Raw genomic sequence first — 14,890 nt, forward strand, 5'->3', positions numbered from 1 at the left:
TGCTTTACGGACTCAAAGGGTGATTTCAGGCTTATAAGAATTTTCGCTTTCCAACCTCATTGGCTGCATGGCCAAAGTCAAGGGCAATTTTCCCTGTTTCCCTGGCAATTCTTTCGCAAATCATGACCGCTCCAATTCCAGCAGAAACCAGAGCAACATCAAATCTATGGCGCACAGCAAGGTCAGCAACCCGTTCCCAATCCTTTACTCCCCTGACAGGCCGAATTAATCCTGCCACCGGTATTTGATTCCGTTTAAGTATCGGCAATAAAAACTGCATGACATTGCCTATTAGTAAAACCCTGGGCCTTGGCTCCGTCATTAGGAAATGCTTTAAGCGATCCTTTTCCAACAAAAAATAATTAATGCAGGCATTGGTTAGGGTCATCTTTTCCGGGTTTATTAGATGGGCCTCAAAGACTTGATTCAAAAGGGGGGTAAAATCCGGCAATTCGTTCATGGCTACCCCTACCACATCTGCCCTTTTTACCGCCGCTGCCAGCTCATCCCTTGCCTTAAGATCAGGAACCTTGACACCTGCATACGCTAAAAAACCCCTTTCAGCCACTTCTTTACTGGGCAGTACAATATCCTGGGCTAATGTTAAAGCTTCTCCATCTCCCAGTCTGACAATCGAAAGCCCACGTTTGGCCCTATAGGCTTCCATTATATAAGCGATCACTTCATCGGCAGACAGTAAGCCTCTATCCTCAATTTTCAAAGCTAGATCCCCCTTTTTAAATGGCTTAAATCGAACCCCATTTATCTATATATTTTTTATGATTCTCTGCTCCAATCTTAACATCATTTAATCGATTCCCCTTAAAGGTCTGGCTCCCAAGGTGATAAACAAAGGTATCGCCGGCGCATACCAGGCGAAAGCCTGCTCTTCGGGCCCGGGTACAATAGTCGTTATCTTCATAGGAGCCAATTCCAAATCGTTCATCCAGCAGCCCAATTTGATTAATTACCTCCCTTTTTATTAAAAGACAAAAGCCAGACAGAAAATCTAAATCAAACCACTTTTCAGGATTATGTTGATTAAAACGCCTGGTAAATTCCAGCTGATGCTCCAGCCTTGGCCCTCTGATCAATTGCAGCCCCCCCACAAAGTTAGAACGTGGCCCCACCATTCCAATTATGGGATCACTTAAAATACATTTTTTCATATTGCTAAGCCATTTGGGCCCAACCAGGGTATCATTGTTCAAAAGCAGCAGTAAATCTCCCCTTGCCCTGGTAATACCTTTGTTACAGGCCTTTGCAAAGCCCTCATTGTATTGGTTGTGGATTACTCTAATATTTCGTATACGATCTAAAACCTTTTTCGTTCTATCGGTAGAGCCATTATTAACAACAATAATTTCATATTCTCCTTCAGTATGCTGTTGAATAAGATTGATGCAATTTCTAGTTAAATGCAATTGATTATATACAGGTATAATAATGCTAACCAAGCCTATTCCCCCTTAAATTTCTTTTTTGTTTATCATATTCTTTAATAACCTAGAGTGCCATTTTCTTTTTTTTGAATATTATACCAGTAGAAAGTAAAAAAGGAGGGAATACATTGCATCAGTATGAGAAGAATTTTCTTTCATTGGATGAGGTGTTGGCACATATTCAGAATGCACTGGCAACAAGGCGAGGATTCTCTCTGGTAAGGATCGGCGATGGTGAGGCTTTTACAATGGGCTATGAAATGATTCCAAACTATCAATCAAGCATATCTACCTATGATTATGCCGGAGTTCCTAAGGTGAATCCTAAGATAAGGGATTTAATGCTAAAGTCCATAAAAATGGCTAATATTGTCGGTCTTTCAGATAATCGGGAAGTACCTCTTTGTGCTCCTTTAATAGAAAAAATACTGGAAAAACACCAAATTCATCTGCCCCTCATTTGTAATGCACGAATTAACTGGGACCTTCACGATCAAGGCAAGGGGCCCCTATATCAAATTTTTAAAAACCAGCGGGTAATTGTTGTAGGCAGAGTTGCCAGGCAGGCGGCACCTATTATGAAATCCTTAGGTCTAAATGTTGTAGCTACCTATAACTTAGACGGAATCTCACAATTAAATCAAATCTATTATCTCATTCAATCTAAAAAACATCATTTTGATGTCATGCTGGCCTCAACAGGCATTCCGGCGGTTCCCCTTTGTGTCAAGGTTGCCAGTGAATGTCGTAAAATTGCCCTCGATTTTGGTCATGCAATTAATGATATTGTGACACCGGGCTTTAATGTAAATCACCTGCCCCAGGCCACCATAGAATGGCGCCTAAATCGCTATAGAAATAAAATAAGATAAAAGCAGAGAATAAGATCTCTGCTTTTATTCATTCTTGTGTCTACACACCGGCTAAATTCAATATATTGTGCAGACTATCGCTCATCTTATAATGGGTCATAACCTTTTTATAGGCCTTTTCTGCAGCGATATCACGAATTCGGTTATTTCTCAGATATTTGTCACACAGAGCGATAATTTCGTTACTGTTCATGGCGACTTCACATTCAACATGATTTTTTAAATATTTGGATATATCTCTACGATAGCTGATAATCTGGAAGGTCTTCGTGGCAGCCACATCAAAAACCCGGTTATTGGGAGACAGCCCTTGAATTCTTCTGCTATTACGATTTAAATAACGGCAGTCAAAGGCCCGATGAATATTAATGACAATTTGGGCCCCCGCATAGTATTTGGCCGCCTCATTGGGGTCAAATACACCGCTTCTGACCTTGTTCTGAAGCATAGGGTAGTGGTTAAGCCTTTCCCACATATTGCCTACTATTAAGGTATTTCTACTGTTTAAATAAGAAGCCATATAGTCAACTGCCGCCAGACGCACATCAAAGGCAGTTCCTAATATACAAATTTCACTTTGATACTTGGGTTCCACCGACATAGGCTTGTAATGCATTGTATCGGCTCCCAGGGGTACATAATGAACAATGCGGCATCCAACCGATCGATAATGGGGAACCGCCGCAATTTCAGTGGTGAAAACCAAGTCAAAAAACCTTGCCCGCCTAATACTTGAATCATTGTCATAGGGATCGTCCGTACACCATAGTGCCACACGGAAGCCTGAACGTCTAAGCTGGGTGACAATATCCAAGGATAAAGCACTGGAATTCATAGTAATAATCAATTTAGGCTGATGTGCATTGGCAAAATTGACAATTTCCTGTTGATTTGGCAGATTTCTGATATCCAATGCATGACCATCTATCTTTCCTTCTATAATTCCATGATTAACTGCTGTATCAAGCCATTGAAAGGGCCATCCTATACCTGTAGATAAATAAAGTAATCTCAAACACATCACCTTCTTGAAATTTTTATTGTGAATATATGGTTAAGGTTACCAGCAACTTCGCTATACTTCACTACAGTTTATGACGCCCCCCAATTCAAGGTACCATTTCTCATAAAATTCGTTGGATGAGATCCGAATATACAGAAATTCCACCAAAAAATAAGATAGGGAAGCCCCTACCTTATTTTTTGATATTCCTTTAAAAATTCTTTTAGTGCCGCTTCCCAGTGTCGCAGCTTAATGGTAGAATTATTGTCCAAGCTGGAATTTTCGGGACGAGGCGCCTTTCGATGGATCTCTGCGGTAGTGATTGGTATAATTTTAGCCTGAATATTACTTAGCGTTAAAATTGCTTCCGCAAACTCATACCAGGTGCAATTTCCCTCATTGACCAAATGGTAAATACCAGGCGCTGCCCTGTTTTCTATTAATTCCTTCAGGGCCATGGCCAGGTCATAGGAAAAGGTCGGACACCCCCTCTGATCATTTACCACCTTAACAAGGGAATTGTCGTTGGCCAGCTTGATAATGGTTTTCACAAAATTCATCCCTTTGTAGCCATATAACCAGGCAGATCGGACAATATGATAATTATCGAGGTGTTTTTGTATAGCAATCTCTCCCATATATTTTGATTTTCCATAAATATTGATGGGGTTTTGCCTGTCCTGCTCATTATAGGGGCTTCCCTTTTTACCGTCAAATACATAATCAGAACTAATATAAATCACTCTGCTTTTTAGGGCAGCCGCCGCCTTTGCTACATTTTCTGTTCCCTGACCATTAACCTGATAAGCAATTTCCTGTCGTTCTTCACATCGATCCACATTAGTAAAGGCTGCTGCATGGATAATTGTGTCGGGGCCAATGTCTTTAAGGTTTCGATAGGTTTCATCCATATTGGAAATATCAAAATCACCTTTCCCCAGGTTAATGATCTCGTAATTTTGAAAAAGCTTGTTGATTTCATTTCCCAGCTGGCCGGTGCCACCCAATACGCAGAGCTTCATTTTACCTCACCCCACCATCGTGTGTTGCTTATATACCATTCAATGGTCTTAGTAAGGCCTTTGTCAAAATCATACTGTGGTGCCCAGCCAAGCTCCTGTTTAATTTTCTTATTATTCATTGCATATCTGTAATCATGGCCAAGTCGATCGGCCGTTGACTGTATCAGCGCTTCACTTTTACCTAACTTATTAAGAATCATTTTAATTAAGTCAATATTTTTTAGCCTTAAGCCACTGCCGGCATTATAAACCTGACCTGCCGCTCCTCCCATTAAAACAGTTTTAATTGCATGGCAGAAATCTTCTACAAAAATCCACTCTCTTTCCTGTTGGCCGTCCCCATACATGGGTATTTTCTCATTCTCCGCTGCCTTAAGAATTGTTTTGGGAATCAGCTTTTCCGGAAACTGGCAGGGTCCATAATTATTGGCCCCCCTAACAATGTTACTGTGAATACCATAGGTCTTATAGTATGCTAAAACCAACAGGTCCCCTGCTGCCTTACTGGCCGAATAGGGACTGCTGGGATTCAAAAAGGATTTTTCTGAAAAGCTCCCCTCTTTAATGGAGCCATAGACCTCATCGGTGGAGATCTGAACAAAGCGTTTAACCTTTTTTTCCACAGCAGCCTCCAACAGCGCTTGGGTTCCTAATACATTTGTTCTAATAAAAACCGATGGATTTGTTATGCTTCTGTCAACATGGGATTCGGCAGCAAAATTGACAATTGCATCAACCTCTGGGGTAATGATCTCATTTAACAGGGCTACATCACCTATGTCTCCCTTAACAAATTGATAATTGGCTGATTTCGAAATTTCTTCTACATTTTGGGGGTTGGCTGCATAGGTTAATTTGTCAAGATTAATGATTTCCCATTGGGATTCTTCCTTCACCAGCTTCTTGACAAAATGACTTCCTATAAAGCCCATTCCGCCAGTTACTACAATTTTCATTAACCATCTTTCCTTTCCCATTGGTATGGTATGTGATTTTCGTGGGGATCAATTCGATACTCATCGGGCTGCTGATGATTGTAGGCCTTGGTGGGAATATTGAGTACAAGGGTCTCTCCAATGCCTATCCCCTTAAAGCCGTGATAAACCATAGGAGGAATTTTAACCAGAATGGTCTTATATTCCCCCATAAAAATCTCATTTACCATTCCCTTTGTTTCTGAGTCAGGTCGATCATCGTATAACACCAGCTTCAGCATTCCTTTTACAACAAAAAAATGATCCTCCTGTAATTTATGATAATGCCAAGCCTTCACCACTCCAGGATAAACAGTAGTCAAGTAAACCTGACCAAAACCATTGAACATAGCTTCATCATTTCTCAAAATCTCTATTAGACGTCCCCGTTCATCACACCGGTAATCAAGCTCTTTTATTTCAACGCCATGAATTAGATTCATTATATGCCCCCTTCCACTGGAATAGTCTTTTATTTTTTTAGCTCACTTTTATCTTTTACTTGAATAATGCTGTTTTCACCGAAAATATAACCTGCCATGTCAGTTGATTGATCATAAATGTAGGTATTCTCCAATAATAAAGAATCCCCAATATGACTATTAACTACATGGCATCCAGCACCTATGACCGTATTGCTTCCTATGGTACTGTTGATAATTACCGCCCCCTGACCAATTAATGCAGGACCGGCAATATGGCTGTTAGAAATTTTGACCCCTTGGTCAATTCTAACCCTTCCAGATATTTGACTATCTTCACCAACCTCGGCCAAGACCTGTGGCTTCAGCAACTGTAACTGTTGAACATTGGCTTCAAACAGGTCGATGGGGGTCCCTATATCGAGCCATGGTTCATGCATCTGGTAATAGCCCACAGCTCCCCCCTCCAACATAAGCTGCTGAATAGCATCGGTAATCTCCAGCTCATTTCTCTTCGACGGTTTAATTCTTTCAATGGCTCCATAAATTTTTCTATGGTCGAAGACATATAGCCCCAAGATTGCCAGGTTACTGGTGGATTGTTGGGGCTTCTCAACTACCTTTATAATTCTCTGATTTTCCAAATAGGCAATCCCATAACGCTGAGGTTCCTTGACAGACTTTAAAAGCAGTGTTGCCTGGTTTTGATTTTCATAGTGGGAAGCAATAACCTCCCTTAGGTTTAAGCTGTTTAAAAAGTTATCGCCAAGGGCCATGACAAAATCCTCAGCCCCCAACAGCTCCTGAGAAATCTTCACACAGTGGGCCAGGCCCAAGGGTAAGGACTGGTATTTGTATTGGACCTTTACCCCCCATTGGCTTCCATCGCCAATAATTTTTTGTATTTTAGGGTAGGTATCACCAACGACGATAACAATTTCGTCAATACCGACATCCTTAAACATCTCTATTAAATAACACAGGATTGGCTTATTATTAATTGGCAGCATCTGCTTAGGACACTGTGCTGTCAAGGGCATCATACGACTTCCTGTTCCACCGCTTAATATTAATCCCTTCATGAACAAGCTCCTCTCATACTGTTCTGTTATAGATTATGCCGTGAAGGGATATTTGGTTAAGCTTTTATAAGCCTCTCATAGACTTTTAAGATACCCTTTGCAACATCTTCCCAAAGATAATTTCTTTGAATATGATTTTGCAAAGGGATGTTCTTATTCTCATTTTTTAACAATGGAACTAATTTGGCTTCTATCTCGTCTATATTGTGAGGGTCGGCATAGCTGACCAAATCTTGAAAGTATTCCCTTGTGCTTCCTTCCCATGTGGTTAATACATGGCAGCCCGCCAGCCCTGCCTCCAGATTAACCAATCCTGGAATTTCATACCAGCTCACCAGGCAGTGGACCCTTGCTCCATGGTAAATTTCAGCCAAATTTTCATGAGCAATGGAGGGAAGATAAATAATATCTGGGTTTGCCTTCATACATTCGTAGTAGTAGCCTAAATGATTAACCGGCCCTACCATAACAAAGGGCACCTTTAAACGATGGGTGATTTTAGCTAAGCTCAACTGATTTTTGTGCTTGCAGACCCTTCCGACACAAAGCACAAAATAATCAATGGAATACCTTCCTAAAAAGGCCTTTCCGTCACCCTTAATAAATTGTTGATCTACTCCATTGGGAATGACTGAATAATCTTTTTGTACATTAAAATCAATCTCTATCTGGCGCATTTCTGCTTCAGCACTGGGAAGGATATAATTAACCCCAAGAAAAACCTCCTTTCGCTGTCTATTGCCCTCATTCCAATAAACCTGCTCCACCTCTCCTTTTTCCTTTGAGGGCATATGTCTGAAGTAGTTCCAATAGATTGGGGTTAAAACAATCTTCTTTTTATATTTGATTCCATTTCGATAAAAACGATAGGTATCTGCAATTCGGATGGTATTAAACAGGTGAATTAAATCATATGCTTCAAGGTTTTCATAGGGATTATGGGATACATCGACGGATAGCCCTAATTTACTTAAATATTCGCGGGTTTTAAGAAATTGAATGGTATCCCCAGCCATATTACTTAAGTAATCATCCCTTATACAAAATAATATTTTCATTACCTCACCTACTATTCAAGGTATTGTTCAATGATTTCGTCTATGTAATCCGCCCTTTTCTGCCAGGAATTCTGCTTCGCAATTTCTTTTCGCCCTTGAACCAGGTTTGGATTGTTTTCATCCAATGCCAATTGAATGTTATGGATAAACTCCTGGCGTGACCTTGACATATACAAGTATTGGCGGTAAGGGGCAATTTCTGGCAATGAAACACTGACGATGGCCTTACCCAAAGACAAATATTCATATAGCTTCACCGGATTAGTAGCCCGGGTCGTTTGATTGTTTTTAAATGGTATTAAGACCACATCCATGGCCTGTAAATGACCGGGAATCGTTTCATAGAGCTGATGACCTAAATATTGTATATTCTTCCTTTCGGGAATCTTACTGCCATTAAGCTGCGCTCCGATTAGTACAAAGCAGGCATGGTGATAATAATCTGCTGCCTCCTGTAATAGCTCCATATCAACCCAGGGGGCAATGGCTCCAATATAGCCGATTTTCCTTGGCTCGTCACTGGCTCGCTTTTCCTTGAGCCGACCTGCCTCCTCGTTAAAATAATAGTAGTCACAGCCATTCGGAACCAAATGTACATCCCTTCGATAGCGTTGAATCTGCTTAAAAAGAGGACCTGAGGTGGTAATGACTAAGTCTGCTGCCTTTAGCATTCGATGATGGTGCAATATCAAATAGGGAAAGTCATCAACACAATCGTAAATAAATAGTTTTTCTTTAAAATAGCCTTTATACTTGTTATATTGGGGATCAACCACCCAAACCACATCTGCTGTCATTCCTTGATTTAAAAGCCCCTTTAGATCATGGCATATAGTCAGATTAGGTTCACGAAATTCCAATATGCGATCCTTCCGCTGGGTTTTATTACAATAGATAACCTCCTTCCCCTGCCTGGCCAGCTCCCGCATTAACTGCTGCGGCCTTTGAAACATCCAATCATAATCAACTGAGGAAAGACAAATGATTTTATACATGCCCTTACTCCCTTTCCTTTATTTCACCCCGATACCATATTTTATGCATTGAATGGAGTGCTATATTACTGTATCATTTAGTACAAGCTTAAATAAAGGAGGAGATAGAATGTTAATTAACAAACTATCAAGAAAGGTAATCGTCCCTGCCATGGTGACTGCCCTATTAGTAGGTACAGCGGCAACAGCCAGTGCAGCCACTGTTTGCAACAACACAAATGCAAACAACGTTGTTTCTAATCTTTCCAAAACAAACCTAGAGTCCCTTATTAAGGACAACAATGCCCAATTAACTACAATCCCCCTAAACAACTCGTCAAAATCTAATACTTGTAATATTGTAAAATCCGGAAATGGTTATCAAATTACATTAGGTAATTTAAATCCCACCATTACCCCCGCTGAAGAAACTACTGAAGTAGAAACTGCAAAGCCCGAAAAAGTAACGGAAAATAAAGTTGAAGCGCCATCACAACCTGCTGCTCCAAGCAAGCCCGTTGAAGAGCCTGCTTTAGAACAACCGAAAGAGCAAGCTAAACAGCCTGAAACTAATACCCAAGGCCTTTCTGCTGAAGAAGCCCAAATGGTTGAACTTGTTAATCAAGCAAGAGCTCAAGCAGGTGTAAAGCCTTTAACTGTAGATGTGAGCCTGGCAAACGTAGCCAGAATTAAATCTAAAGACATGCATGATAACAAATATTTCTCCCATACCTCTCCAACCTATGGGTCCCCCTTTGATATGATGCGTGACTTTGGTATTCAATATCGTGCAGCTGGAGAAAATATTGCTAAAAATTACAGCGTACAGGATGCCCATACCAGCTTAATGAATTCTGAAGGTCATCGAAATAACATTTTAAATCCAAACTTCACTCATATTGGAATTGGAATTTACAACGGCTACTACACTCAAATGTTTATCACTAAATAGTAAAAATACAAGTGAGAATTTTCCTATGAATTATAAAAAACTGCCTGAAATAGGGCAGTTTTTTATTGATTCTTTTAATTATAGAAAGTTAGCATCGGTGTCAATATCCTCAAGCTGACGAGGGAAAAATTCTGGGAACGGAGCCGTTTCAAAGATAATACAAATGTCGTCGGGCTGGAATTCTTCGCATTCTGGTGGCTCTGGGCAGAAGCCAAAGGCAGGAATCAGCAATTGTACTTCTCCTACTACCTTCACGATGAAAAATATGCCTACAGCGAAGATAAAGAAGCATTTATCCTGTATTGGCTCAGTTAAAGCCTGCGAGGCAGTTTCTATAACGATTTGGAATGTAAACTCATCCCTTGCCTCTGGAATAAAGAGAATTATGTCCTTGTGAATTTCGGGTAATTCTCCCTCAATATTAAGTACGTGGCCTGTTTTACAGTCCTTTACCTTTAATGTAAAGGTAATCTTAGCTCTAAATCGAACTCTGCTAAAGTTAGGCCGATTAGGTATTGGTGTAATTACCAAGCTTTCTTTAACTATTTCTCCTGGGTTGAATGTAATGTCTAAAAACTGGAAATCACCCTCGGGAATTGGTACAAACACTTCATCAAAGCATTCCCTTTGTTGACAGCTAAAATATACCTTGTCAACAATAATACATTCCGCCTTAAATTCGGGGAAATATGGATCCTGTTGAAGCGTTACCGGGCTCCCTGGGCTAGGATCAAAAATTAATGACATCGTAGTACCCCCTTGCTATAATCGATTTAATTTTCTATACAGTATCAATATATGTATTGGCAATAAATGTGTTACAAATAAAAGCTACCAATTTTGGTAGCTTTTTATCACTTTTTTTCTTTTTTCTTTAGAAAAAGTCTTCGCTGTCAATATCCTCAAGCTGTCGTGGGAAAAACTCTGGGAATGGTGCTGTCTCAAAGATAACACAAATATCGTCTGGCTGGAATTCCTCACATTCTGGTGGCTCTGGGCAGAAGCCAAAGGCAGGAATCAGCAGCTGTACCTTTCCTACAACCTTGATGATAATAAATGTACCAACTGCAAAAGAAAAGAAGCAATTATCCTGAACTGGCTCGCTAAGGACCTGGGAAGCTGTTTCAATGACAATTTGGAATGTAAATTCATCCCGGGCTTCCGGTACAAATAAAATAACATCTTTAAGAATTTCTGGCAATTCACCCTCAACCGTAATGACTTTTCCAGTTTCACAATCTCTAATTTTTAATAAGAAGGTTATAGAGACCCGAAATCGAACTCTGCTGAAATTAGGTCTGTTAGGTATCGGCGTAATTACTAAAGTGTTAGGAACAATTGTTCCTGGATTAAAGATAATCTCTACAAATTGGAACTTTCCCTCTGGTATAGATACAAATACTTCATCAAAGCATTCACGTTGTTGACAACTGAAATACACCTTGTCAACAATTACACATTCTGCTTTAAAATCTGGAAAATACGGATCCTGTTGCAGTGAAATTTCACTTCCTGGACTTGGATCAAAAATTAATGACATGTTTTACCCCCCTTACTTTCATTCCAGAAAATACAAATCAATAATAAATTTGCTAGTGATATCATAATATGGAGTAAGTTGATATTGGTGATAATTTATTTAAAATCTGATTAAAGGAAGTGAATAAGATGCAATTACCCATTCCTCAAAATTACCTTCTCAAGACAAGGGCAAATTTAGCATATCTGTTTTACATGAATAAAGATAGGACAATATCTGCCAAGCTTTTTTCAGAAGATAATCAAGTAATGGATGAAGAGATCATCACCCCCAAAGGAATGCTGGACTTTTCAGTCACAATTGACTTAAATGATTACATTCACTTGATCTGTATTGATCAAGATGGTGCGCTTTTATACTATATTCGGCAAAAAAACCAGTGGTCCCATAGACAAATTTCGAAACTTGACATTAAATCTAACCACTATAAAAATTTGCTTATTTTAATCAAAAATAAGGAAACCCATGTATTTTGCAATAAGACAAACCTTACAAATCCTATGGTAGCCTCTATCGAGCACATGTATTGGAATGATAAAAATATCAATAAAAAAACCGTTTCTAATTATCTTCCTGGAAAATACCCCTCTCCGCTTCAAATTGATTTTGATAGTCAGGGGAATGTGCATTTAATTTATAAGGTGCTTTATAAGAATAATCATCAGCTCTACTATAATTTTTTCAATGCCTTTAATAAAAAATGGAGCAGCCCTGAGATGGTAACCAGCCTCCAGGAGGACCATAGTCACCCCCATATATTAATTGACAATAAGGACAATTTGCACCTGGTTTGGTGTACCATTGAGGAAAACAATTTTACTGTCAAATATAAAAGAAAGCTGAATGTTGTTAACTACAAGTCAAAATGGGGTACCACCAAAACCTTGTCTGACCCTAATTCCAACAGCCTTTCTCCTGTTTTAATTCAGGATGGATCGACTTTAATGGTATTAACCAGACAAACCAATCAAATTGTTGAAATATATTCAGGAGATTTTGGCACCCATTGGTCTCCTTCCACCAACCATCGTTACCACAAAATCGATAATCCAATAATGGTTAAATATATTACCAATAATGATTTTGAAAAAATCAGCATCGCCATTAGTCAGTGCTATTGTGAAATTACCGATCAGATTAAAATTATTGGTACCAAGCTGTTCAAGTCAATCGATCCCATTGAACCGCCCCAAAGTCTGCCTGCCTCTTCTGATTTACAAAATGAAGATGATTCAGGGGGTTCATCTGATACAAACAGTAATTTGACCGTTGAAGTAACCGATGATCAAGCTGAAACAGAAGTAAATATCATTAATACCCCTTTAACTGAATCATCCTTAGAAGCTGAACCTGCCGAACCTCCATTGGAGGAACCGAAGTCTGTCTCACAAATCGAGGTGGATGCCAGCCTAAAGGATTTGGTACAGGGAGTACAGCAATATATCAATCAGATGATGCTGGAGGTAGAAAAGCTTGAGGCAAAGAAAATTCATATTCCAGCTATTCATTCCGAAGAAAAGGATATTGAAACTGACACCAATAAAATTGAAGGATTCTATTCAGAGCTGGCAGATCTTAATCAAGAGCTTTTAGAAATAGAAAGCCAACAATTATTGCTCCAAAAAGAACTGAACAACTATCAAAAAAGAATTTATGAAATTGAAGACCGTATGGTATTCTTTAAAAAACATATCATGGAAATAGAAAGTCGCCTCACCCACCTTAATGACCTAAGTCCAGGCTTTATGAGCCGTATAAAGAATCTATTTAAATGATCTATATATTAATTTTTTCTATGCTCCTTCTTCCATAGCTGCGATTTACTTCGTAAAAGGCAGCTATTTTTTTATTGATTGAAGCCGCCTCTTCTGTCAATACCCTATGCAGCTCAAAGTCACTGAATTTAATGGAATAGCTGCAGCCTGACTTGATCTTACACGGAGTTGAGACCAATTCAAAACCTTCAATTTTCTTTTTCCTTAAGAGCTGATGAACATAAATTGCATGGTTTTTAGAATCAAAAACTGCTAAATAGTATTTTGTTTCCATTAAATGATTCCCCCTATTGCAAGATGAAATGCAATTTTACTATTACTATATGAGAAATCGGCAAACTCGGTTACAGCTTTAGGGGGAGGTTTTTCAAATTATGTTAAATTTATATGATAAACTAAAGAGAAAGATGTGGTTTTTCCCACATCTTTCTCTTTAGTGACAGATATCTGTATCCTCTACTCTTTTTTTAGTGAGGCTAAATGCAGCCTGATTGTTTTTTCGTAACCGTTTTCCGTAGGGTGATAATATTTTTTTCCCAGAAGCTCATCGGGTAAATACTGCTGGACAACATAGTTGTTTTCATAATCATGGGCATACAAATAACCCTTTCCGTGTCCCAGCTTTTTAGCCCCTCCATAATGGGCATCCTTCAGATGATTGGGTACGGTGGTCTTATAAGTCTCTACATCCCTCATGGCAGCATCAATTCCCATGATAGCAGCATTGCTTTTAGGTGCCGATGCCAAATAGGCCGTTGCCTGGGAGAGGGGAATTCTTCCCTCAGGCAGACCGAGAATTGTGACGGCCTCATGGGCGGCCAAGGCCACCTGCAAGGCGTAGGGATCAGCATTGCCCACATCTTCAGCAGCAGAAATAATGAGTCTTCTACCAATAAATTCAGGATCTTCCCCGCCATAGAGCATTTTTGCCAGATAGTGAAGGGCCGCATCGGGATCACTGCCTCGAATACTTTTAATGAAGGCCGAAATTACATCATAGTGCTGATCGCCGTTCTTATCGTACTGTAAAGCCCTTTTTTGAATAGATTCCTCAGCCACCTCAAGATCAACAAGGATCTTCATGTTTTCATTATAGGGTGTACTAAGGACTGCCACCTCTAAGGCATTATAGGCCCTGCGTACATCACCACCGGCAATATCTGCAATATGGTCCAGAGCCTCCTCTGTAATCTCTACAGGATAAGCTCCCAAACCCTGCTTAGCATCTGCCAGGGCTCGTTTTAATAGTTTAATAATTTCCTCCTTATCCAACAGCTCCAGCTTCAAAACAGTTGTTCTGGACAACAGGGCCCCATTGACCTGAAAATAGGGATTTTCAGTTGTAGCACCAATCAATGTCAATAGTCCCTTTTCTACATGGGGCAGCAGCGCATCCTGTTGATTTTTTGAAAAACGGTGAATTTCATCGATGAACAATATACTGCTTTTCTGATACATTCCCAACAGACTGTTGGCCTTATCGACTACCTCTCTTATTTCCTTTACTCCCGATGTCACAGCATTTAACTGAAAAAATTCTGATTCCATTTCATTGGCAATCGCCTTGGCAATAGTAGTTTTTCCTGTGCCAGGAGGACCATACAGGATAATTGACGGCAGTCGCTTCGATCGAATACAACGATGTAAGAACCTTCCCTTTTCTAAAATTTGTCCTTGTCCCATAATTTCTTCAATTTTTTTTGGCCTCATCCGTTCGGCCAGGGGGGCCTGTTTTTCCATAAGATTCTCTTTGGCCATATCAAATAAATCCATG

16 protein-coding genes are annotated in these 14,890 nt (G+C 39.7%); 3 read left to right on the plus strand and 13 right to left on the minus strand.

The window, feature by feature from the left end:
* Positions 1-31: 31 nt before the first annotated feature.
* A complete protein-coding gene (locus tag ACYQ1I_RS16585; protein WP_459767302.1) occupies positions 32-721 on the minus strand; it encodes a GT-D fold domain-containing protein in 690 nt (229 codons plus the stop codon).
* 25 nt (positions 722-746) lie between these two features.
* Positions 747-1,457, minus strand: a complete 711-nt coding sequence (locus ACYQ1I_RS16590) for a glycosyltransferase family 2 protein (RefSeq protein WP_459767303.1) — start codon at positions 1,455-1,457, stop codon at positions 747-749.
* A gap of 113 nt (positions 1,458-1,570) precedes the next feature.
* On the opposite strand from ACYQ1I_RS16590, the gene ACYQ1I_RS16595 reads away from it, so the two are divergent.
* Positions 1,571-2,314, plus strand: a complete 744-nt coding sequence (locus ACYQ1I_RS16595) for a GT-D fold domain-containing protein (protein WP_459767304.1) — start codon at positions 1,571-1,573, stop codon at positions 2,312-2,314.
* Positions 2,315-2,354: 40 nt separating this feature from the next.
* On the opposite strand, the gene ACYQ1I_RS16600 is transcribed toward ACYQ1I_RS16595, so the two are convergent.
* The 7 genes from ACYQ1I_RS16600 to ACYQ1I_RS16630 all read right to left on the minus strand — a co-directional run bounded on the left by ACYQ1I_RS16600 (position 2,355) and on the right by ACYQ1I_RS16630 (position 8,870).
* The gene (locus ACYQ1I_RS16600) at positions 2,355-3,329 is read right to left on the minus strand and encodes a CgeB family protein (protein ID WP_459767306.1); all 975 of its coding nucleotides are present in this window, start codon (positions 3,327-3,329) and stop codon (positions 2,355-2,357) included.
* A gap of 176 nt (positions 3,330-3,505) precedes the next feature.
* Positions 3,506-4,339 (minus strand): dTDP-4-dehydrorhamnose reductase, encoded by an 834-nt coding sequence (rfbD, locus tag ACYQ1I_RS16605; RefSeq protein ID WP_459767307.1) that lies wholly within the window; start codon positions 4,337-4,339, stop codon positions 3,506-3,508.
* Positions 4,336-5,295 carry a dTDP-glucose 4,6-dehydratase gene (gene rfbB, locus ACYQ1I_RS16610; protein ID WP_459767309.1) on the minus strand — a complete coding sequence of 320 codons (960 nt, stop codon included), beginning with the start codon at positions 5,293-5,295 and terminating at the stop codon, positions 4,336-4,338. The genes rfbD and rfbB overlap by 4 nt, the downstream gene beginning before the upstream one ends.
* The gene (locus ACYQ1I_RS16615; RefSeq protein WP_459767311.1) at positions 5,295-5,756 is read right to left on the minus strand and encodes a polysaccharide biosynthesis C-terminal domain-containing protein; all 462 of its coding nucleotides are present in this window, start codon (positions 5,754-5,756) and stop codon (positions 5,295-5,297) included. Before ACYQ1I_RS16615 ends, rfbB begins: the two co-directional genes overlap by 1 nt.
* Positions 5,757-5,785: 29 nt before the next feature.
* A complete protein-coding gene (locus tag ACYQ1I_RS16620) occupies positions 5,786-6,817 on the minus strand; it encodes a sugar phosphate nucleotidyltransferase (protein WP_459767312.1) in 1,032 nt (343 codons plus the stop codon).
* A 56-nt stretch (positions 6,818-6,873) separates the two neighbouring features.
* Positions 6,874-7,875 carry a glycosyltransferase family 4 protein gene (locus ACYQ1I_RS16625; protein WP_459767314.1) on the minus strand — a complete coding sequence of 334 codons (1,002 nt, stop codon included), beginning with the start codon at positions 7,873-7,875 and terminating at the stop codon, positions 6,874-6,876.
* Between the two features lie 11 nt (positions 7,876-7,886).
* Positions 7,887-8,870: a glycosyltransferase gene (locus ACYQ1I_RS16630; protein ID WP_459767316.1), complete on the minus strand. Its 984-nt coding sequence runs from the start codon at positions 8,868-8,870 to the stop codon at positions 7,887-7,889.
* Between the two features lie 109 nt (positions 8,871-8,979).
* Between ACYQ1I_RS16630 and ACYQ1I_RS16635 the strand changes: the two genes are divergently transcribed.
* Positions 8,980-9,801 (plus strand): CAP domain-containing protein, encoded by an 822-nt coding sequence (locus tag ACYQ1I_RS16635; RefSeq protein ID WP_459767318.1) that lies wholly within the window; start codon positions 8,980-8,982, stop codon positions 9,799-9,801.
* A 78-nt stretch (positions 9,802-9,879) separates the two neighbouring features.
* Here the strand turns inward: ACYQ1I_RS16635 and ACYQ1I_RS16640 are convergent, their stop codons facing one another.
* Positions 9,880-10,548, minus strand: coding sequence for a hypothetical protein (locus tag ACYQ1I_RS16640; RefSeq protein ID WP_459767319.1), 669 nt, complete (start codon positions 10,546-10,548; stop codon positions 9,880-9,882).
* A gap of 127 nt (positions 10,549-10,675) precedes the next feature.
* Complete coding sequence (locus ACYQ1I_RS16645) at positions 10,676-11,341, minus strand: hypothetical protein (RefSeq protein ID WP_459767321.1); 666 nt, start codon at positions 11,339-11,341, stop codon at positions 10,676-10,678.
* Between the two features lie 119 nt (positions 11,342-11,460).
* On the opposite strand from ACYQ1I_RS16645, the gene ACYQ1I_RS16650 reads away from it, so the two are divergent.
* A complete protein-coding gene (locus tag ACYQ1I_RS16650; protein WP_459767323.1) occupies positions 11,461-13,116 on the plus strand; it encodes a hypothetical protein in 1,656 nt (551 codons plus the stop codon).
* A gap of 1 nt (position 13,117) precedes the next feature.
* On the opposite strand, the gene ACYQ1I_RS16655 is transcribed toward ACYQ1I_RS16650, so the two are convergent.
* On the minus strand, positions 13,118-13,390 hold the full coding sequence (locus tag ACYQ1I_RS16655) for a putative Se/S carrier protein (protein WP_459767324.1): 273 nt from the start codon (positions 13,388-13,390) through the stop codon (positions 13,118-13,120).
* Positions 13,391-13,572: 182 nt separating this feature from the next.
* On the minus strand, positions 13,573-14,889 hold the full coding sequence (locus ACYQ1I_RS16660; RefSeq protein WP_459767326.1) for a replication-associated recombination protein A: 1,317 nt from the start codon (positions 14,887-14,889) through the stop codon (positions 13,573-13,575).
* Position 14,890 lies beyond the last annotated feature (1 nt).

Source organism: Alkaliphilus crotonatoxidans (assembly GCF_054658015.1).

Bases quoted from the DNA above. Each gene is read 5' to 3' on its own strand.
- rfbD (WP_459767307.1), bottom strand. From the start codon at position 4,339: ATGAAGCTCTGCGTATTGGGTGGCACCGGCCAGCTGGGAAATGAAATC.
- rfbB (WP_459767309.1), bottom strand. From the start codon at position 5,295: ATGAAAATTGTAGTAACTGGCGGAATGGGCTTTATAGGAAGTCATTTT.
- ACYQ1I_RS16615 (WP_459767311.1), bottom strand. From the start codon at position 5,756: ATGAATCTAATTCATGGCGTTGAAATAAAAGAGCTTGATTACCGGTGT.
- ACYQ1I_RS16620 (WP_459767312.1), bottom strand. From the start codon at position 6,817: ATGAAGGGATTAATATTAAGCGGTGGAACAGGAAGTCGTATGATGCCC.
- ACYQ1I_RS16625 (WP_459767314.1), bottom strand. From the start codon at position 7,875: ATGAAAATATTATTTTGTATAAGGGATGATTACTTAAGTAATATGGCT.
- ACYQ1I_RS16630 (WP_459767316.1), bottom strand. From the start codon at position 8,870: ATGTATAAAATCATTTGTCTTTCCTCAGTTGATTATGATTGGATGTTT.
- ACYQ1I_RS16635 (WP_459767318.1), top strand. From the start codon at position 8,980: ATGTTAATTAACAAACTATCAAGAAAGGTAATCGTCCCTGCCATGGTG.
- ACYQ1I_RS16640 (WP_459767319.1), bottom strand. From the start codon at position 10,548: ATGTCATTAATTTTTGATCCTAGCCCAGGGAGCCCGGTAACGCTTCAA.
- ACYQ1I_RS16645 (WP_459767321.1), bottom strand. From the start codon at position 11,341: ATGTCATTAATTTTTGATCCAAGTCCAGGAAGTGAAATTTCACTGCAA.
- ACYQ1I_RS16655 (WP_459767324.1), bottom strand. From the start codon at position 13,390: ATGGAAACAAAATACTATTTAGCAGTTTTTGATTCTAAAAACCATGCA.
- ACYQ1I_RS16660 (WP_459767326.1), bottom strand. From the start codon at position 14,889: ATGGATTTATTTGATATGGCCAAAGAGAATCTTATGGAAAAACAGGCC.